Source organism: Sphingobium sp. FW305-3-2-15-F-TSA7 (assembly GCF_058787155.1).
Map to the genome: position 1 here is coordinate 1 of NZ_JBYSZM010000053.1, position 18389 is coordinate 18389.

The 18389-nt window shown below is 63.5% G+C and carries 17 protein-coding genes; 9 read left to right on the top strand and 8 right to left on the bottom strand.

Annotated elements, in window-relative coordinates; all coding sequences use genetic code 11:
- Positions 1–66 precede the first annotated feature (66 nt).
- On the top strand, positions 67–1344 hold the full coding sequence (locus AC3WN8_RS28250) for an MFS transporter (protein ID WP_492672855.1): 1278 nt from the start codon (positions 67–69) through the stop codon (positions 1342–1344).
- A 10-nt stretch (positions 1345–1354) separates the two neighbouring features.
- Here AC3WN8_RS28250 and AC3WN8_RS28255 read toward each other — a convergent pair whose 3' ends face one another.
- From AC3WN8_RS28255 to AC3WN8_RS28265, 3 genes are all read right to left on the bottom strand, one after another.
- Positions 1355–1603, bottom strand: coding sequence for a DUF2171 domain-containing protein (locus tag AC3WN8_RS28255; protein WP_492672856.1), 249 nt, complete (start codon positions 1601–1603; stop codon positions 1355–1357).
- Positions 1604–1665: 62 nt separating this feature from the next.
- Positions 1666–2280, bottom strand: coding sequence for a thermonuclease family protein (locus tag AC3WN8_RS28260; protein WP_492672857.1), 615 nt, complete (start codon positions 2278–2280; stop codon positions 1666–1668).
- Between the two features lie 21 nt (positions 2281–2301).
- The gene (locus AC3WN8_RS28265; RefSeq protein ID WP_492672858.1) at positions 2302–2454 is read right to left on the bottom strand and encodes a hypothetical protein; all 153 of its coding nucleotides are present in this window, start codon (positions 2452–2454) and stop codon (positions 2302–2304) included.
- Positions 2455–2474: 20 nt separating this feature from the next.
- Here AC3WN8_RS28265 and AC3WN8_RS28270 point away from each other — a divergent pair, with 20 nt between their 5' ends.
- Positions 2475–2780: a hypothetical protein gene (locus tag AC3WN8_RS28270; RefSeq protein ID WP_492672859.1), complete on the top strand. Its 306-nt coding sequence runs from the start codon at positions 2475–2477 to the stop codon at positions 2778–2780.
- A gap of 69 nt (positions 2781–2849) precedes the next feature.
- On the opposite strand, the gene AC3WN8_RS28275 is transcribed toward AC3WN8_RS28270, so the two are convergent.
- Both AC3WN8_RS28275 and AC3WN8_RS28280 read right to left on the bottom strand, forming a co-directional pair.
- Positions 2850–3650: a LytR/AlgR family response regulator transcription factor gene (locus tag AC3WN8_RS28275; protein ID WP_492672860.1), complete on the bottom strand. Its 801-nt coding sequence runs from the start codon at positions 3648–3650 to the stop codon at positions 2850–2852.
- Complete coding sequence (locus tag AC3WN8_RS28280) at positions 3647–4744, bottom strand: sensor histidine kinase (protein WP_492672861.1); 1098 nt, start codon at positions 4742–4744, stop codon at positions 3647–3649. Before AC3WN8_RS28280 ends, AC3WN8_RS28275 begins: the two co-directional genes overlap by 4 nt.
- Positions 4745–4930: 186 nt before the next feature.
- Here AC3WN8_RS28280 and AC3WN8_RS28285 point away from each other — a divergent pair, with 186 nt between their 5' ends.
- The 4 genes from AC3WN8_RS28285 to AC3WN8_RS28300 are packed head-to-tail and all read left to right on the top strand — an operon-like array spanning position 4931 to position 9333.
- A complete protein-coding gene (locus AC3WN8_RS28285; protein WP_492672862.1) occupies positions 4931–5341 on the top strand; it encodes a hypothetical protein in 411 nt (136 codons plus the stop codon).
- A gap of 56 nt (positions 5342–5397) precedes the next feature.
- Positions 5398–7392: a TonB-dependent receptor family protein gene (locus AC3WN8_RS28290; RefSeq protein ID WP_492672863.1), complete on the top strand. Its 1995-nt coding sequence runs from the start codon at positions 5398–5400 to the stop codon at positions 7390–7392.
- 8 nt (positions 7393–7400) lie between these two features.
- Positions 7401–8699, top strand: a complete 1299-nt coding sequence (locus AC3WN8_RS28295; RefSeq protein WP_492672864.1) for a PepSY-associated TM helix domain-containing protein — start codon at positions 7401–7403, stop codon at positions 8697–8699.
- A gap of 40 nt (positions 8700–8739) precedes the next feature.
- Entirely contained in the window at positions 8740–9333 is a 594-nt protein-coding gene (locus tag AC3WN8_RS28300) for an HD domain-containing protein (RefSeq protein ID WP_492672865.1), read from the top strand.
- 81 nt (positions 9334–9414) lie between these two features.
- Here the strand turns inward: AC3WN8_RS28300 and AC3WN8_RS28305 are convergent, their stop codons facing one another.
- The 3 genes from AC3WN8_RS28305 to lepA all read right to left on the bottom strand — a co-directional run bounded on the left by AC3WN8_RS28305 (position 9415) and on the right by lepA (position 14306).
- Positions 9415–12018, bottom strand: a complete 2604-nt coding sequence (locus tag AC3WN8_RS28305; protein WP_492672866.1) for a TonB-dependent receptor — start codon at positions 12016–12018, stop codon at positions 9415–9417.
- Positions 12019–12333: 315 nt separating this feature from the next.
- Positions 12334–12513, bottom strand: coding sequence for a hypothetical protein (locus AC3WN8_RS28310; protein ID WP_492672867.1), 180 nt, complete (start codon positions 12511–12513; stop codon positions 12334–12336).
- Entirely contained in the window at positions 12513–14306 is a 1794-nt protein-coding gene (lepA, locus tag AC3WN8_RS28315; protein ID WP_492672868.1) for a translation elongation factor 4, read from the bottom strand. The genes AC3WN8_RS28310 and lepA overlap by 1 nt, the downstream gene beginning before the upstream one ends.
- Positions 14307–14542: 236 nt before the next feature.
- Here lepA and AC3WN8_RS28320 point away from each other — a divergent pair, with 236 nt between their 5' ends.
- From AC3WN8_RS28320 to AC3WN8_RS28330, 3 genes are all read left to right on the top strand, one after another.
- Positions 14543–15316, top strand: a complete 774-nt coding sequence (locus AC3WN8_RS28320) for a CsgG/HfaB family protein (RefSeq protein WP_492672884.1) — start codon at positions 14543–14545, stop codon at positions 15314–15316.
- A gap of 101 nt (positions 15317–15417) precedes the next feature.
- Positions 15418–16368, top strand: coding sequence for a beta-propeller fold lactonase family protein (locus tag AC3WN8_RS28325; RefSeq protein WP_492672869.1), 951 nt, complete (start codon positions 15418–15420; stop codon positions 16366–16368).
- 126 nt (positions 16369–16494) lie between these two features.
- Positions 16495–18375, top strand: a complete 1881-nt coding sequence (locus AC3WN8_RS28330) for a CocE/NonD family hydrolase (protein ID WP_492672870.1) — start codon at positions 16495–16497, stop codon at positions 18373–18375.
- The last annotated feature ends 14 nt before the right edge of the window (positions 18376–18389 follow it).

The window sequence follows — 18389 nt, forward strand, 5'->3', positions numbered from 1 at the left end:
CCGGGGGCCGGTGCGGCTTCGGAAATGTGCTCTTCCGCACATTTCCGAAACAGATCAGGGGGCCGCATGTCGATCGAAGCCAAAAGATTGAAATCCATCATCGGCGGATCGGCCGGCAATCTCGTCGAATGGTATGACTGGTTCGCCTATGCGTCGCTCGCCATCTATTTCGCCCCCGCCTTCTTCCCGAAAGGCGACCCCACCGCGCAGTTGCTGAGCACCGCCGCGATCTTCGCCGTCGGCTTTCTGATGCGGCCGCTCGGCGCATGGGTCATGGGCATTTACGGCGACAGGCATGGCCGCAAGGCCGGACTGGCGCTGTCGGTCGGGCTGATGTTCGCGGGATCGCTGATCATTGCGATCGCGCCCACCTACGAACAGGCCGGTGCATTCTCGCCGATGATCCTGCTGTTCGCGCGCATGCTCCAGGGCCTTTCGGTCGGCGGCGAATATGGTGCCAGCGCCACCTATCTCTCCGAAATGGCGACGCGCGATCGCCGCGGTTTCTATTCGAGTTTCCAATATGTCACGTTGATCGGCGGCCAGTTGACCGCGCTGGGCGTGCTGCTCGCGATGCAGGCGATGCTCAGCGAGGCGGCGATCGAGGGCTGGGCATGGCGCATCCCGTTCCTGATCGGCGCGCTGCTCGCGCTCGCCGTCTATCTGCTCCGCCGGAATCTGGCCGAAACCGACGCGTTCAAGGCGATCGATCGCGCCGCACAGCCGACATCGTCGGCGCGGCATCTGGTGAAAGCGCATCTGCGCCCGACCATATTGCTGGTGATGATGACCGCGGGCAGTTCCTCGGCCTTTTACGCCTACACCACCTATCTCCAGAAATTCCTGGTCAACACCAGCGGCTTCGGCCGCGAAACCGCCACCCAGATCACCGCGCTGGCGCTCGTCATCTTCATGCTGCTCCAGCCGCTGCTCGGGCTGTTGTCCGACCGGATCGGACGCAAACCGTTGCTGCTCTGGTTCGGCGTGACCGGCATGCTCGTCACCGTGCCGATCTTCACGATGCTGTCGACGACGACGGATCCCGTCATCGCCTTCATGCTCAGCCTGATCCCGCTCGTCGCGATGGCGCCCTACACCGCGATCGGCGCGGTCGTGAAAGCAGAGATGTTCCCCGCACATATCCGCACACTGGGCGTCGCCCTGCCCTACGCCATCGGCAATGCCGCATTCGGCGGCACCGCCGAGACGGTTGCGCTCTGGCTGAAGAACCAGGGCGTCGAAGCGGCCTTTTACTGGTACATCACCGCGCTGATCGGCGTCGCGACGATCGCATTCCTGCTGGTGCCGGATACGCAGAAGACCAGCATGATCAAGGAAGATTGAGGGCCGGCGGTCAGCCCGCTTCTTCTTCCTCGAAGGTCACCGCGACATCGCCATTGGCCGACAGGCGGACCGTATCGCCCTCTATGTCCGCGACCAGACCGGTCGAGATATAATGATGATGGCCTTCATGGCTGCCCTGCCCGCTGTCGGCCTTGGTCAGCTTGATGCGATGACCTTCGACCTTGTCGACCGTGCCGACATGGACGCCGTCGGCGCCGATGACGTCCATATGTTCGCGGATCTGGCTGATATCGGTCATGATGCTGTCCTTCGCTTGGATGAGACGCCCTCAACGCACCGCCGCCCCTCAAGGATGCATCGTCAATCGCACCAGGGCTGCCGGCCGCGACCATAGGGGCGCGCCAGGCCTTCCGACACCAGCATCCCGCCGATCGACGTGCCGTCGCGCGTGACGATACGAAGCTTGCGGCCGTAGCGATCGGTATCGCGTCCACGAATCTCCAGGTCGAACGCGCCCTGATTGAGCAGCACCTGCAGCCGTCGCGTCGCCCGCTCGCCCAGTTCCGCTTCGGCCGCACAGCGCGGCGGATGGGTTTCGGGCGTATCGATGTCGGCGATGCGGATCTTGGCGCCATCCACCCAGAAGGTGTCGCCATCGACCACGCAATTCTGCCCCCCGCCGCTATGGCATAGTCCGAATCGGACATTGGCCCCTGCCCGATCGCGGATGAGACGATCGGGCCGCGTGCCATCATCGGTCACGACCGTCTTGGGTGTGTCGCTCGAGACGATCGGCCAGCGCCATATGCCGGCCGGCATGTCGACCTGCGTATAGGCCAGCCCGGCCAGGCAGCCTGCGAGGATCGTGATCCGAAGCCGGCTCCAGCCCGTTCGCCGGCGGCGGCTGGTGGAGGAAAACCGGATCTCGCGCTCATGGCCATGCCAGTTTCGCCTCGATTTGCGGGGAAATACCAAGATTTTCTCCATGGCCGCCGGTCAGGCGGCAGCATCCGGACGGGGGAAATGGGCAAGCGTGGTGTGAACGATCGCGGCGATCGCCAACCGATCACGCCGCCCCGTCATGGCCACGGCCCGGCGCAACGCGCGGTGCAGGATCGGATCGCGGTCCGTTGTCCGCGCGAGGTTCATCGACGAGAAGGAGACCTTCCATGCGCATATTGACGATCGCGCTCACCCTGGGCGCGGCACTCGCCGCTCCCGCCCTTGCGCATGACAGCCCGGCTGTCGGCGATCCCGACAATGCCTATTGGCGGGACTATCAGACCGACATGAGCGAGGCGCGGCGCGAGTTGAGCAGCGATTTGCGGCGTGCCAGAAAGCCGAGCGACCGTGAGGAAGCGTGGAGCGAATATCGCCGGGAGATCGCCGATGCGCGCAGCGACTACCGCAAGGAGATGATCGAGAAAGGCCATCGCTTCGGGGCGGTCGAGGTGCTCGACGACAGCCAGGAATAGGCCGCATCGCACAGATGGTTCAGGGGGCCCGGACAATGCCCGACCCCCTGCAACCTCACGAAACCGGGATCAGTGGACGAAGCGCGCCACCACGTCGCGATAGGACCGGCTGACTTTCACCTGCGCGCCCGAATCGAGCACCAGGAAACATTCGCCATTGGTGTGCGGCTTCACCTGCTTGACCTGATCGAGATTGACGATGGTCGAGCGATGGACACGCTGGAAACGGCGCGGATCGAGGCGCTTTTCCAGATCCTTCATCGTTTCGCGCAGGATCAGCGTATTATCGCCGGTATAGATGCACATATAGTCGCCCGCGGCGTCGATCCGCTCGATCGAATCCACATCGACGCGGAAAATCTGGCCGCGATCCTTGATGTTGATCAGCTTCTCGTAACGATTGGCGGCATGCGCATCGCTATCGCCCGCGATTTGGTCCACCGCATCGGGTGCGACCTCTGACAGCACTTCCTTCAGCCGTTCGACCTCTTCCTGGCCGCGCTTTTCGGTCAGCCGCTGCCGGACACGGTCGAGCGTGTCGGCCAGGCGCTCGGGCTCGACGGGCTTCATCAGATAATCCATCGCCTGCGCTTCAAACGCACGGATCGCGTGATCCGAATAGGCGGTGACGAACACGAACAGCGGCGGTTCGACCTCCATCAGGCCTTGGACGACGGAAAAGCCGTCGAAACCGGGCATCTGGATATCGAGGAAAACGAGATCGGGCTTATGGGTCTTGACCGAGCGGATGGCCTCGCGGCCGTTCAGGCAGGTATCGATGATTTCGACATCATCATGGGCTTCCAGTCTCAGCTTCAATCCCTGGATCGCCAGGGATTCATCATCGACCAGAATGGTACGTATCGTCATGCGGCCACTTTCGGCTGTTCGTCCAATATGAGCGGGAACTCTAGCGTAACGCTGAACCCGCCATTTGGTTTCGACCCCGCATCGAATCGATGTTCGGGACCGAATGCCTGGGCGAGGCGATCGCGGATATTTGCGAGACCCACTCCGGTCGAATAGCTGGGCCTGATCGCGTTCTCCTTCAACCCCGGGCCGGTGTCGGACACGGTGATCTGCACCCGTTCTCCGGCCAGCCGCGCTTCGACCGAGATATCGGCGCCTTCCTCCTGCGGGGTAACGGCATATTTGATCGCGTTCTCGACGAGCGGCTGGAGCAGCAGCGAGGGCAATCGTGCCTTTGCCGCGCTGTCCTCGATCGAGAAATGGGTGCGCAGCCGGTCCTCGAAGCGCATCTTCTCGATCTCCAGATAGAGTTTCAGCGTCTCCACCTCCTGCGCCAGCGTCACCTGCGCGGTCGGCTCGTTGGCCAGCGTGTAGCGCAGGAAGGAGGACAGGCGCGACAACATCATGTTCGCGCGCTCGGTCTGCTTGAGCAGCACCAGGGTCGAGATCGAATTGAGCGTGTTGAACAGGAAATGGGGATTGAGCTGATAGCGCAGCATCGCCAGCTGCGCCGAGGTCGCCTGGACGTCGAGCTTGACGAGCTGATCCGCCTGTTCCTCGACGATCAGGTAGAAATTGATCGCGTAATAAAGCGCCGACCAGGCCGCGAGGATCGTGAAATCGAGCGTCAGCGTGCCGAGCACGAGATTGGTCGCCAGCGGCGTGTCCGGCTTGTTGATCGTCGAGAACACCCAGGCGTCGATCACCGCGAACAACAAGGTCGCGATCATGATCGCGGCGACCGAGACCCCCCAGGTCACGATCCGTGCGCGGCTGATCACCATGCGATAGATGACGCCGAGCACCAGGGTGAGCGAATAGCCGGTGACGACATGGATCAGCAGCGGCACCAGGAATTCGAGCGGAAAGCCGTTCGAAAAGCCCGACAATGCGCGCAGCACGAGATACCCCGCCCAGCCCGCCGACTGAAGGTTCCAGAAAGCCCGGTTCTTGTCGTCGAAGAACGGCCGTTGCTTGAGCCCGATGCTCGCCATCGGGCCGCTGTATCGCGTCAGGGCGCGAAGGTGAAGCGCGGCCTTGGAACAAGGCCGCGCTTCACCTTGAACTTGTTTCAGCATGACGATGGGGCGTGCTTTGCACAGTGGGACAGCCGCCAAATCGCCGAGGCCACGCCCGCAGACCATTGCACCCGCCCGTCCTCCGGCGCATAGGCGCGGCCCATGAACGCATGGCGGCGCAGGCTGGTGGGGCAGAACAGGGCGCTTGCGCTCTGGATCCTCGCCGGCGCGCTGATGCTTCGGATGCTCGTGCCCACCGGCTGGATGCCCGTGATCGGCGCCGACGGCATGACCCGGATCACCTTGTGCTCGGGCGAAGGCCGCGTCGTCGCCTGGGTCGATCGTTCGGGCGAGGTCCATAAACAGGGCACGCCCAAATCCGATCCGCGCCACGATCAGCCCTGCGCCTTTTCCGGTCTCGCGCTCGCGCTGGCCGATGCACCGCCGCCGATCATCGCGACGCGGCATCCGGCGCCGGTCGATCAGCCGCAGATTTTCCCGGCATCGGTGTCGATCGGCCGCGGCCTTCCCGCCCCGCCACCGCCGGCTACAGGACCACCCGCGACCGTCTGAGAACACGCCCAGCCTGCGCACGCGCGGGCCGAACCCGTTTTCAGGAAGGTCTCATCATGTCCCTCATGTCCCGCGCCCTTGCCGGCGCGTCCCTGCTTGCATGCGCCACCCCGGCATTCGCCGAAGACGCCCCCGAAACGCCGGCCACCATCACCGTCACCGCCGAACGCCTGCGCGACGCCGAGATCCAGGCCTCGAGAACCCCGGGCGGCGCCAATATCGTCACTGCCGAGGACTATGCCGACAAGGCAGCCGTCTCTCTGCGCGATGCACTCGCCTTTTCGCCCGGCGTCTACACCCAGCCGCGTTTCGGCCAGGAAATCCGCCTGTCGATCCGAGGCTCGGGGCTCAGCCGCGGCTTCCATATGCGGGGGCTGACGCTGCTGCAGGACGGCATCCCCATCAACATGGCCGACAATAATGGCGATTTCCAGGAACTCGACCCGACGATCCTCGAACATCTCGAAGTCTATCGCGGATCGAATGCGCTGCGTTTCGGCAGTTCGACCCTGGGCGGCGCGATCAATGCGGTGACGCCGACCGGCCGCACCGCCCCCGGCATCCGCCTTCGTCTCGATGGCGGCAGTTTTGACACCATTCGCGGCGTCGCCTCCGCCGGCTTTTCGGACGATCGCGCCGATGCGTGGATCGCCATTGCCGGCGACCGTTCCGATGGCGACCGCGATCATGCGCGCCGCTCGGCACTGCGTTTCAACGGCAATGTCGGCATCCGCCTCGGCGAAGCGATCGAGACGCGCTTCTATGCCAGCGTCCAGCATATCCGCCAGGAACTGCCCGGGGCGCTTTCGATGGCCGATGTGCTGGACGCGCCCGCGACCTCGCTTCCAGCCAACATCGCCGGCGACCAGCAGCGCGATATCGATTCGCTGCGCCTGCAGAACCGCACCCGCATCGCGCTTGGTGGCGGCACGCTCGATATCGGCGTCTTCCTCAATGCGAAGCAGCTCTTCCATCCGATCTTCCAGCTGATCGATCAGAAATCGACCGACTGGGGCAGCTATGCCCGCTACGACCGCGATTGGGGCCGGTTCGCACTGACCATCGGCAGCACCGCCCGCTGGGGGAATGTGGCCGCGAAGCAGTTCGTCAATATTGCCGGTCATCGCGGTGCGCCGACCGCCAATGCCCGGCAGAGCGCCCGCACGATCGACCTGTATGGCGAGCTCCGCTTCAAGCCGGTCGATACGCTCAGCCTGATCGCGGGCGCCGTCCATGTCGACGGGCGCCGTTCGGTCGACAACCGTTTCAATCCCGCCGCCAGCGACAGTCGGGGCTATAGCCAATTCTCCCCCAAGCTGGGCCTGCTCTTCGAACCGGTCGAGGCCGTGCAATTCTATGCCAATTACAGCCGTTCGGCCGAGATTCCGGGCTTCGGCGAATTGGCGCAGGCCCAGCCCGTGCCCGGCTTCGTGCCGCTCGACGCGCAGACCGCCTGGACCTCGGAAATCGGCACGCGCGGACATTGGGGGCCGGCGCGATGGGATATCAGCCTTTATCGTGCGGAGCTGCGCGGCGAACTGCTCCAATATTCGATCGTGCCCGGTACCATTCCCGCGGCCACCTTCAATGCGCGCCGAACGCGCCATCAAGGCATCGAAGCCGGGCTGGATCTCGATTTCACCCCCTGGCTGAGGCTGCGCCAGAGCTGGCAATATGCGGATTTCCGCTTCCGCGGCGACACCCAGTTCGGCGACAATCGCCTGCCCGTCATCGCGCCGCATCTCTATCGCGCAGCACTCCGCCTCGGCGGCGACCGCCTGAATATTGCCCCCAATCTCGAATGGGTGCCGCGCGGGGCATGGGCGGACTATGCCAATAGCGTGCGAACGAATGGCTATGCGCTGATCGGCGTCGCCGCCCATGCCGAACTCCGGGATGGCGTGGCGCTGTTCGTCGACGCAAGAAACCTGACCGGTAAAAAAGCTGTCGGCGATATCTCCGCAGTGGTGAAAGTGGCGAGCCCGGCCCAGGCACTTTATTACCCGGTCGAACGCCGCGCGGTCTCCGCCGGCATCAGTGCGCGTTTCTGAGGCCGGTGATGCCGAACGCACTCTACCGTGCCGTCTGGCGCTGGCATTTCTATGCCGGGCTGATCGTGCTGCCGATGCTGATGTGGCTCGCCGCCACCGGTGCGCTTTATCTCTACAAGCCCGAGATCGAGCATCTGGTCTATGGCGGCTGGACCGAACGCCAGTTCACCGGCGACCCGGCCGCGCTTGGCCCGATGCTGGGCCGCATCGCCGGGCAGATGCCGGGACGCGTGACCCGGATCGAGCGCCCCGTCGATCCGGACGCGAGCTGGCGGATGACCCTGGCCTGTCCGGACGGCGAACGGCGCACGCTCTTCGTCGATCCGGCATTCGGCCAGGTGCTGGGCAGCACGCCCGAGGGCGGGATGATGGAGACGGTGAAGCAGCTCCACAGCCTCGCCATCACCGGGCCGATCGGCAACACGCTGATCGAGATCGTGGCGGGCTGGACGATCCTGCTATGCCTGACCGGCTTCTATCTCTGGTGGCCGCGCACCGGCCAAAGGGCGTTCGCATTGCGCGGGCGCCCCGATGGACGCCTGTTCTGGCGCGATTTTCATGCCTCGACCGGTGCCATCATCGGCGCGGTGATCCTGTTCCTGGCCGTCACCGGCATGCCCTGGTCGGCGCATTGGGGCGGCTGGCTGCGCGGCGCGGTCGCCGCCGCGAATGGCGGCCGCCCGGCGGCGCCGGGACCATCGCAGACCATGCACGGCGATCATGGCGCCCCGGACCCTGGCCTGCCCTGGTCGATGCAGCATCTGGGGCATCCGATGGGGCATGGCGGCAGCGATATCGGCCCCGACCGCGCCGTCGCGATCGCCGCCACGCGCGGCTTCGGTCCGGGCTGGACACTCACCCTGCCTGCGACGCCCGGCGCACCCTATCTGATCGCGGCCCCCGCCCGGCGCGCGCAAGATGCGCGGGTGCTCTATCTGGACGCCGCCGACGGGCGCGTATTGCTCGATGCGCCCTATGCCCGGTTCGGACGCGGTGCACAGGCGATCGAATGGGGGATCGCGACCCATCAGGGTCAGCAATATGGCGAAGCCAATCGCCTGATCATGCTTGCGGGCTGTATCGGCGTCTGGCTGCTTGCGCTGAGTGCGCCGATCCTCTGGTGGAAACGCTGCCGGAACAACCGCCTGAACGCGCCGCCGCGTGCCGATGACCGCCGCGCCAGCCGCGGCGTCGTGGCCGTCATGCTGGCGGTCGGCGCGCTCTTTCCGCTGACCGGCGCGACGATGCTCGCGGCGCTGATGGGGGAATGGATCTGGCGGGCAATCAAGTCGCGTTTTGCAACTTGAGCGATTTGAGCGTTATTCTCCGCGTCGGAGGAGAGGATTCATGACCGAACAGATTCATGACCGCGCGACATTCACTGCGATGACCGAGGGCACCCAGGCCGACTGGCGGGCCATCAGCAGCCACTTCATCCCCTTCGCCGCAAAGGGCGGCCGGCGCATACTCGACCATCTGAAACTGCTCGACGGCGACTATGGCGGTTTCCCGGTCGACCGTCTGCAGCATTCACTGCAGACCGCGACGCGCGCACACCGCGACGGACGCCCCGACGATTATGTCGTGATGGCGCTGATCCACGATATCGGCGACACGCTGGGCGCCTATAACCATCCCGATATCGGCGCCGCGATCATCAAGCCCTTCGTGTCGGAGGAACTGCACTGGATCACCGCGCAGCACGGTATCTTCCAGGGCTATTATTTCTTTCACCATCTCGGCATGGACCGCGATCTGCGCGAGAATTACCGCGGCCATCCGCATTTCGAGGCCTGCGCGGAATTCTGCGAGAAATACGACCAGACGGCGTTCGATCCTGCCTATGAAAGCGCGCCGCTGGCCTTCTTCGAGCCGATGGTGATGAAATTGTTCGAGCGCCCCCGGCAGAGCATCTACGCCAGGGCCACCGAAGCCGCATAAAGGCGGATCTCACGCGCGCACAAAGTAAAACCGCCGCCCCTTTCGGGACGGCGGCCTTGTTTCGAATGCTTGTGATCGCGATCAGAAAGCGACGACGAGCGAACCCATCACCGTCCGCGGCGGGCCGATCTGCACGAAGATCGGCGAGGTGTAGCCGGTCAGGTTGTTGCCGGTATAGACCGGCGACTGATTGCCGCCATCGAAGCTGCCGACATAGAGCTTGTCGAACACGTTCGTCACATTGAGCTGGAAATAGGTCTTGTCGTTGAGACCCAGGAACTTGAGCGACAAGCGCGCATCAAGATCGACCAGCGTATAGGCAGCCGCCGTCGCGGGGAAGACCACCGCGCCAACCTGATTGGGCGCGGTGCCGGTGATCGGCGCCGCATAGATCGGCAGGTTCGAATCGTTCACATAGCGCTTGCCAGTGCGCTTCGCCTGGACGCCCAGTTCGAGCGGTCCGAGATTGCCCTGTACGCGGCCACCGAGCGTGAAGACCGGCGCACCCGATTCCCGCTTGCCCTTGGTCGGCGAATAGACCGCCGTGCCATTCGGCAGTTCGGTGATCAGCAGGTCGTCCTGGATCTCCGACTTCATGTACGAGCCGAAGGCGTAGAGCGAAATCTCAGGAATGGGCTGATACGAAACGCTGCCGTCGATGCCGTACTTGTTGACGGTACCCAGGTTGCGGAACACGCTGCGATCCAGTTCGGGATCATAAGCCTCCGCGAGGCGATCCTTGTACTTGGTGTACCACACCGACAGCTGGGCGATCAGCTTCGACGAACGATAGCGCATGCCCAGATCGAAATTGGTGGTGGTTTCGGGCCGCGGATTGGCCTGGTCCGTGTCCACGGGATAGAAGAAGGAATTGTACAGCGTATCGGTGCGCGGAACCTGCAGGCCCTGCGAGTAATTGGCGAAGATGCTCGCCCGATCGGTGACGTCATAAGTCAGGCCGAAGTTCGGCAGCAGCTTGTCATATTTGAAGACGCGCTGTTGCGGTCCCTGACGCGGCGACGTGCCACCGGAGATCGCGACCGTCGGATTCTTGAGAAGATAGGCTGCCTCGGCGGCGCTGTTCGTGCCGAAGCAATCGACGAAGCCCGACACGCTGGTCGTGGCGCAATAGTTGCTCAGCTCACGCTTGAAGAACGGCGCACGCAGGCCCGCATTGACGGTCAACCGCTCGTCGAAGAATTCGCCGCGATACTCGCCAGCGAACTGATGAAGGATCGCGTAGGAGAGACGATCGCGCTTCTGAAGGACATTGCCGTCGCGATCCTTGAGCGGATTGTTGACCGCGAAGACGTCCAGCGGACCGCCATCGAGATCGAGCAGCTGCGTCTCGCCGGTCTGACGGTGGCGCGCGCGATCCCAGGAATAGGCGACACGCACCGTGTTATGATCGTCGAGATCGTAGCGAAGCGAAGCGATCACGCCGAAACGCTTCGTCTTGGTCTGGCTCGGTGCCAGCACGCGGGCCTGATCCAGGATGTCGCCGTCACCATTGAGGTCGCGGCCATAATAAGGCGAACCGCCGATATAGCCGGTCTGGTTGGAAACCGCGGCAGTGGGGTCAACGTCGAAGAAACCTTCGCGGCCGGTGGCGGTGCCGCCGCCATTGGCCTTCACATATTGGTAGCTGGGATCGACCGTGAGGACGAGGCCGTCAGCCAGGGTGAATTTCGATGCGATACGGATATTGCCAGTATTGGACGGGTTGAAGCGCTCGTCGAAGGTCGAGCCGCAGCCGTTCACGTTATCAGCCAACCCCGGACGCGCCACCGTGTTGATCTGGCAACGCGCGATTTCGTAGAAACGCTCGTCCTTGGTCTGCGGAAAACGGTTGGTGACCGCCAGGTTCGCATCGTTGCGCAGCGAAACCGAACCGAGGAAGTTGTTGCGGTTCTGGTTGTAGTGACCCGCGATCGAGATGAAGTCGCCGTTCGAGCCGATCGGCTGATAGATGCGAGCGTTATATTGCTGCTTGTCGATGCGGCCGACATTCCGGCCCGGACCCGTCAGGTTGAAGACGTTGTTGTTCTCGGCATGGCTGGCTGCGAAGAAGGCGCGCGTGCCGAGCGGACCGATCTCGCCGGTGTCGACGGAACCGAACACACGAAAGAAGCCATATTCGCCGAGCGATCCCGCCAGCTTCGCGCCGAAATCCTGATAGGGATTGCGCGTGCGATAATTGACCGTCGAACCCGATGCGGCGGCGGTCGGGCTATCGACGTCGGTCGAACCCAGATTGACGTTGACCTGCTCGATCAGTTCGGGATCGACCTGCTGGTTCGAATAGAGCGCATAGCTGCCCGAATCGTTCAGCGGCACGCCATCGAAGGTCTGGCTGATGCGGGTGTTGTCGAAGCCGCGAATATAGAGCTTGCCGCCCGACGAGCCGAAGGGATCGTTGTTCTGGAAGGAAACGCCGGGAAGCTGGTTGATGATATCGTTGACCGTCTGACCGGGCGCCTGGCGACCGATGAACTCCTGGGTCAGTACGGCCTTGGCCTTGCTCGTGTCGGGGGCGATCACGCCGGCGACGCCATTGTCGGTCCGCGCGCCGGTGACGATGATTTCCGCTTCGTCGAAATCGATCGAACCGGTCGACTGGGCGAACGCTGCGCCCGGAATCGAGAGCGCAGCAACAGCCACGCCGACGTAAAGCATATTCTTCATGATAGTCCCCTTGATGGACCCGATCGCCTTCCCTCAAAGACGACTCGCAGCCCGAAGCCCTAGGTTGCACTGCAACAGCACGGCGGCCCCATAAAGACCGAAATGTTGCACTGCGATGACGACCGGCTTTTTATTTTCCGAAGTGGTGCATCAGGGCCACAGTCGCGAACAAAAAATACCGCGCCGGATATTCCCGATTTCGACAATTGCGACAGTTGCGTGACGACAGGAATCAGGATCGCCGGGATTCGACATCGGCGCCGATCTTGCCGCACCGCGCGGTGCGACTTTCCTCTTCAGTCGATCGACCGGGATTTAGCGCAATTTCGCGATCTTCAGCCCATCGATCTTCGCGCGATCCTTGATCGATTCCTCGCTGCGGGTCAGCGCCTTGGCCATCGCCTTCAGCGGCATACCCTTTTTGGCGAGCAGATGCAGCTTCTGGAGCTCGTCGCTCGTCCAGGGCTGGCGATGGCGTTCGAACCGCTCGGCCATCAGGCGTCATCCCCCATCCGCAACGCCGCGATGAAGGCTTCCTGCGGAATGCTGACGCTGCCATATTCGCGCATCCGCTTCTTGCCTTCCTTCTGCTTGTCCAGCAGCTTCTTCTTGCGGCTGATGTCGCCGCCATAGCATTTGGCGGTCACGTCCTTGCGCAGCGCCGCGATCGTCTCGCGCGCGATCACCTTGCCGCCGATCGCCGCCTGGATCGGGATCTTGAACAGATGCCGCGGGATCAGGTCTTTCAACCGCTCGCACATGTGCCGGCCGCGCGCTTCGGCCGCGCCACGGTGAACGATCATGCTGAGCGCATCGACGGGTTCGTTGTTCACCAGGATGTTCATCTTGACGAGGTCACCGACACGATGGCCGATCTGATGATAGTCGAAACTCGCATAGCCGCGGCTGATGCTCTTGAGCCGGTCGTAAAAGTCGAACACGACCTCGTTCAACGGCAGTTCGTAAGTGATCTGCGCGCGGCCGCCGACATAGGTCAGGTTCTTCTGGATGCCGCGGCGATCCTGGCACAACTTCAGGATCGGCCCGAGATATTCGTCGGGCACATAGATCACCGCCTCGATCCACGGCTCCTCGATCTCCTCGATCTTGTTGGGATCGGGCATGTCCGCGGGATTGTGCAGCTCGAGCTGCCCACCGCCATGGGTCAGCATGATGTGATAGACCACCGACGGCGCAGTCGTGATCAGGTCGAGATCATATTCGCGGGTCAGCCGCTCCTGGATGATCTCCAGATGGAGCAGGCCGAGAAAACCGCAGCGGAAACCGAAGCCCAGGGCCGCGCTAGTCTCCATCTCGAAGCTGAACGACGCGTCGTTGAGCCGCAGCTTGGAGATGCTTTCGCGCAGCTTCTCAAAGTCGTTGGCGTCGGTCGGGAACAGGCCGCAGAACACCACGGGCTGGACTTCCTTGAACCCCGGCAGCGCCTCGGTCGCTGGCTTCTTGGCGTCGGTGATGGTGTCGCCGACCATCGTCTGCGCGACTTCCTTGATCTGCGCCGTGATGAAGCCGATCTCGCCCGGGCCAAGTTCGGGAAGCTGCTCGATCTTGGGGCGCATGCAGCCGGTGCGGTCGACCAGATGGACGGTGCCCGCCTGCATGAACTTGATCTGCTGGCCCTTTTTGAGCACGCCGTCGATCACGCGGACGAGAATGACGACGCCCAGATAGGGATCGTACCAGCTGTCGACGAGCATCGCCTTGAGCGGCGCGTCGCGATCGCCCTTGGGCGGCGGGATCTTGGCGACGATCTGATCGAGGATCTCGTCGATGCCGATGCCGGACTTGGCGCTGGCCAGCACCGCTTCGGACGCGTCGAGCCCGATAATGTCCTCGATCTCGGCGCGGACGCGCTCGGGCTCGGCGGCGGGCAGGTCGATCTTGTTGATGACGGGCAGGATCTCGTGATCATGCTCGATCGACTGATAGACATTGGCGAGCGTCTGAGCCTCGACGCCCTGCGCCGCGTCGACGACAAGCAGCGCGCCTTCGCAGGCCGCGAGCGAACGCGAAACCTCGTACGCGAAATCGACATGACCCGGCGTATCCATCAGGTTGAGGACATAACCCTTCCAGTCGAGCCGGACGGTCTGCGCCTTGATGGTGATGCCGCGTTCCTTCTCGATATCCATATTATCGAGAACCTGGGCGGACATTTCGCGCTCGGACAAGCCGCCCGTGCGCTGGATCAGCCGATCGGCCAGGGTCGATTTGCCATGGTCGATATGCGCGATGATGGAGAAGTTGCGGATCTTGTCGAGCGAGGTCATCGGGCGCGCCTAGCATTGCGGCTGCCATATGTCATCGACCAACGCCAATCATATCGGACCTCGCCCTGTGACGCAGAGCACTTACGCGGATACGGCTTTGGTGGTATGGCGGCGTCCACACCGTAAACAAGCGGGTCGCAAGGATTGCATCTCGGTTTCGGGGCGCGTGCAAAATGTCACGCAACACGATGCCGATTTTCATTGGGGAGAATATCGTGTCCGTTAAATTGACTTCGTTGCTCGTCGCATCCTCGCTCTGCCTCGCGGTTTCGCCCGCGCTGGCGAAGGATACGAAGGGCTCGTCCGCCCGCCAGGAACAGTCCAAGGGCACCCAGGAGATTCCGCGCTGCACCCGCAAGCTCGGCTCGGTCGCGATCGTCGAGCCCGACACCCAGTGGTGGCGCGACTATAATCTGGGCAGCCCGGAAGCGATCCTGAAAGTGTTCGTCCAGCAGTCCGGCTGCTTCACCATCGTCAATCGCGGCCGCGCGATGCAGAGCCGCGCGATGGAGCGCGCCATGGCCGATTCGGGTGAGCTTCAGGCCGGCTCCAACCTCGGCAAGGGCCAGGTGAAGGCGGCTGACTATTATCTCGAGCCCAACATCGTCGGCGCGAACGCCAATGGCGGCGGCGGCGGCGCGGGTGGTGCGCTCGGCGGCGCACTGGGCGGCCTGTTCGGCGGCGCCGGTCGCGTGATCGGTGGAATCGCCGGCGGAATCTCGGTCAAGAAGAAGGAAGCGAACGTCACGCTTTCGATCGTCAACGGTCGTACCACCGAGGAAGAGGCGCTGACCGAGGGCTATGCCCGCAAGTCCGACGTCAGCTTCGGCGGCGGCGGCGGCGCGCTGTGGGGTGGCGGTCTCGCCGCAGCCGGCGGTGGCGGCTACCAGAACACCGAGATCGGCCAGGTCATCGTGCTCGCTTATCTCGACGCCTATACCAAGCTGGTCACCCAGCTCGGCGGCCTGCCCGAAAATGCGGCAGCCGCGGCGCCCGTCGCGCGCAAATAAGCGACAGGCAAAGGCAAACGAAGCGCCGTCCCGGTCCGCCGGGGCGGCGCTTTGTTTTTACGCGGTTCCTGCGTATTCATCCGCGCAAAGGAGAGACCCCGATGCGCCCATTCGCCCTGCTTGTCCTGAGCCTCGCATTCACCGCCCCCGCTGCTGCCGAGACGTTGCTGGTCGGCAACAAGGCGGAGGATACGGTGAGCTTCATCGATCTCGCCACCGGCAAGGAGCGCGCGCGCGTCGAGACCGCGCATATGCCGCACGAGATCGCGATCTCGCCCGACGGCAAGCAGGCCGCGGTCGTCGCCTATGGCGGAACGACGCTGGATATCTTCGACGTGGCAAGCGCCAGCCGGGTCAAGCGGATCGACCTTTCGCCCAATGTCGCGCCGCACGGCATCGCCTGGCTGCGCGACGGCCGGCTGGTCGTCACCACCGAAAAGAGCAAGTCGCTGACCCTGGTCGATCCCGCGACCGGAGCAGTCGGCGCGGTCTCCACCGATCAGTTGGGATCGCATATGGTCGCGATCGCGCCGGCGGGCGGACGCGCTTATGTCGCCAATATCGCATCGGGCACGGTCAGCGTCGTCGATATCGACAAGCGCGTGAAGATCGCCGACATCCCCGTGGGCGGGCGCCCCGAAGGCATCGCGCTGACGCCCAATGGCAAACAGCTCTGGGTCGGCGACCTCTCGGCACCGCATGTCCGCATCGTCGACACCGCGACCTTGAAGACCGTCGCGACCTTGCCGGTCGATCCGGTCGCGATCCGCGTCGCGATCAGTCCCGACGGCAAGACCGCAGTCACTTCCAATCTCGAAGCGGGCACGCTGACGCTGATCGATGTCGCCAAGCGCAAGGTGCTGCGGACCGTGCCGGTCAGCGGCCAGAAGGACGCCGGTCAGGTCACCATCCTGTTCTCGCGCGACGGCAAGCGTCTCTATGCCGCAGAAACCTATCGCAACGAGATCGCCGAGATCGATATGAAGACCGGCACGGTGCTCCGCCGCCTGCCCGCCGGCAAGAATGGCGACGGGCTCGGCATCGCCCCCTGACTTGGCCCGGGCGATATCGGGACACATTTTCCCATAGGAAAAACTTGTCCTGATAGCGCCAGTTTCTTGACAATATGCACGCGTGTCGGAAGAACACGCGCAGAAAATGAAGGGGGAGATCGTCAGATGAAACGTGCCGTCCTGGCCATATCCGTGGCATTGACGCTCCATATGCCTGTCGTCGCGCAGGATTATTCGAAATACACGCCCGAGGCGGCGGCCAAGGAAATGGCGGACTCCGCTTCTGCCGAGATCGCGATACTGGTGCCGATGCGCGACGGCATCGGCCTGTCGACCAACATCTACAAACCCAAGGGCGCGACCGGCCCGCTCCCCACCATATTGTTGAAGACGCCGTATAACGAGCATGTCCTGCGCGGCAGCACCCAGCGGCTGGCGCTGGAAGCGGTCAAGCGTGGCTATGTCTTCATCGTCCAGAACGAGCGCGGCCGCTATTTCTCCGAAGGCAAATTCGAAATCCTCGGCTATCCGCAGACCGACGGCTACGACATGCTGAGCTGGATCTCGAAACAGCCTTGGTCCAACCACAAGGTCGGCACGGTCGGCTGCTCCTCCTCCGCCGAATGGCAGCTCGCGCTCGCCGCGCAGAACCACCCCGCGCATGCGGCGATGGTGCCGATGGCCTCGGGCGCCGGCATCGGCAAGGTCGGCCGTTTCCAGGAACAAGGCAATTGGTACACCGGCGGCGTACCACGCAACCTGTTCTTCGTGTGGCTCTACGGCGTCGACAATCCGTTGCGCGCCGAACTGCCCAAGGGCCTCGATCCCGCGATCCGCACCCGTATCGCGAGCTACAACGATCTCGACGCGGCCAAGCCCAAGGTCGACTGGAACAAGCAGATCAAGCATCTGCCGGTCGATCAGATGCTCTCCGACCTGGGTGAGCCGCCGGCGACCTTCGAGCAGTTCATCAAGCGTACGCCGGCCGATCCCGGCTGGCGCAAGGGCGGGCTCTATCACGACGATATGGGCTGGGGCGTGCCCGCTCTGTGGTTCAACAGCTGGTACGACGTGTCGATCGGCCCCAATCTGGAACTGTTCAACCACGCGCAGGCGGCGGGCACCGACAAGGAAGCGAGCGCCAACCAATATGCGGTGATCGGCCCGATGCCGCATTGCCAATATTGGCAGCAGGGCCCCAAGACCGTCGTCGGCGAGCGCGACATGGGCGACACCAGCTTCGAGACCACGGGCACGATCTTCGCCTGGTTCGATCGCTGGCTGAAGGGCAATGCCGCCGCCTGGCCCGCCGCCACGCCGCGCGTGCAATTCTACCAGATGGGCGCCAATCGCTGGCAGAATGCCGAGAGCTGGCCGCCCAAGGGCACCGAGATGATGCGCCTGTATCTGCGCAGCGGCGGCGGCGCGAACAGCCTTAACGGCAATGGCCGGCTGGAGGGTGCAGCGCCCCCGGCTGGCGAAGCCGCGGATCGCTATCGCTACGATCCGATGAATCCGGTGCAGACCGTCGGCGGCGGCGATTGCTGCAATGGCGGGATCGTCGTGCCCGGCGCCTTCGACCAGCGCGGCGTGGAAACGCGCAACGACGTGCTCGTCTATACCAGCGAACCGCTGAAGGCCCCGCTCAACGTCAGCGGCTTCGTCGATTCGGTGCTCAAGGTCTCATCGAGCGCGAAGGACACCGACTATACGGTCAAGCTCGTCGACGTCGCACCCGACGGCACCGCCTGGATCATCGCCGACACGATCTTCCGCGCACGCTACCGCGACGGATATGACAAGCCGAAGATGATGGAGCCGGGCAAGGTCTATACAATCCGCCCGACGCCGATGACGACAAGCATCCAGTTCGGCACCGGCCATCGCATCCGCGTCGAAGTGAGCTCGTCCAGCTTTCCCAAATTCGTCCGCAACCTGAACACGGGCGGTCCGAACGAAAGCGAAAGCAAGGGCGTGGTGGCGGACAATGCCATCCACCATGACGGCGAGAACGCGTCGTACATTGAACTGCCGGTGCGGCGCTGAAGCCAGTCCCCCTT

What these genes read in the sequence shown, in the direction of transcription:
- AC3WN8_RS28250 (WP_492672855.1), top strand. Translation starts at nt 67, where the DNA reads ATGTCGATCGAAGCCAAAAGATTGAAATCCATCATCGGCGGATCGGCC.
- AC3WN8_RS28255 (WP_492672856.1), bottom strand. Translation starts at nt 1,603, where the DNA reads ATGACCGATATCAGCCAGATCCGCGAACATATGGACGTCATCGGCGCC.
- AC3WN8_RS28265 (WP_492672858.1), bottom strand. Translation starts at nt 2,454, where the DNA reads ATGAACCTCGCGCGGACAACGGACCGCGATCCGATCCTGCACCGCGCG.
- AC3WN8_RS28270 (WP_492672859.1), top strand. Translation starts at nt 2,475, where the DNA reads ATGCGCATATTGACGATCGCGCTCACCCTGGGCGCGGCACTCGCCGCT.
- AC3WN8_RS28275 (WP_492672860.1), bottom strand. Translation starts at nt 3,650, where the DNA reads ATGACGATACGTACCATTCTGGTCGATGATGAATCCCTGGCGATCCAG.
- AC3WN8_RS28280 (WP_492672861.1), bottom strand. Translation starts at nt 4,744, where the DNA reads ATGGCGAGCATCGGGCTCAAGCAACGGCCGTTCTTCGACGACAAGAAC.
- AC3WN8_RS28285 (WP_492672862.1), top strand. Translation starts at nt 4,931, where the DNA reads ATGAACGCATGGCGGCGCAGGCTGGTGGGGCAGAACAGGGCGCTTGCG.
- AC3WN8_RS28290 (WP_492672863.1), top strand. Translation starts at nt 5,398, where the DNA reads ATGTCCCTCATGTCCCGCGCCCTTGCCGGCGCGTCCCTGCTTGCATGC.
- AC3WN8_RS28295 (WP_492672864.1), top strand. Translation starts at nt 7,401, where the DNA reads ATGCCGAACGCACTCTACCGTGCCGTCTGGCGCTGGCATTTCTATGCC.
- AC3WN8_RS28300 (WP_492672865.1), top strand. Translation starts at nt 8,740, where the DNA reads ATGACCGAACAGATTCATGACCGCGCGACATTCACTGCGATGACCGAG.
- AC3WN8_RS28305 (WP_492672866.1), bottom strand. Translation starts at nt 12,018, where the DNA reads ATGAAGAATATGCTTTACGTCGGCGTGGCTGTTGCTGCGCTCTCGATT.
- AC3WN8_RS28310 (WP_492672867.1), bottom strand. Translation starts at nt 12,513, where the DNA reads ATGGCCGAGCGGTTCGAACGCCATCGCCAGCCCTGGACGAGCGACGAG.
- lepA (WP_492672868.1), bottom strand. Translation starts at nt 14,306, where the DNA reads ATGACCTCGCTCGACAAGATCCGCAACTTCTCCATCATCGCGCATATC.
- AC3WN8_RS28325 (WP_492672869.1), top strand. Translation starts at nt 15,418, where the DNA reads ATGCGCCCATTCGCCCTGCTTGTCCTGAGCCTCGCATTCACCGCCCCC.
- AC3WN8_RS28330 (WP_492672870.1), top strand. Translation starts at nt 16,495, where the DNA reads ATGAAACGTGCCGTCCTGGCCATATCCGTGGCATTGACGCTCCATATG.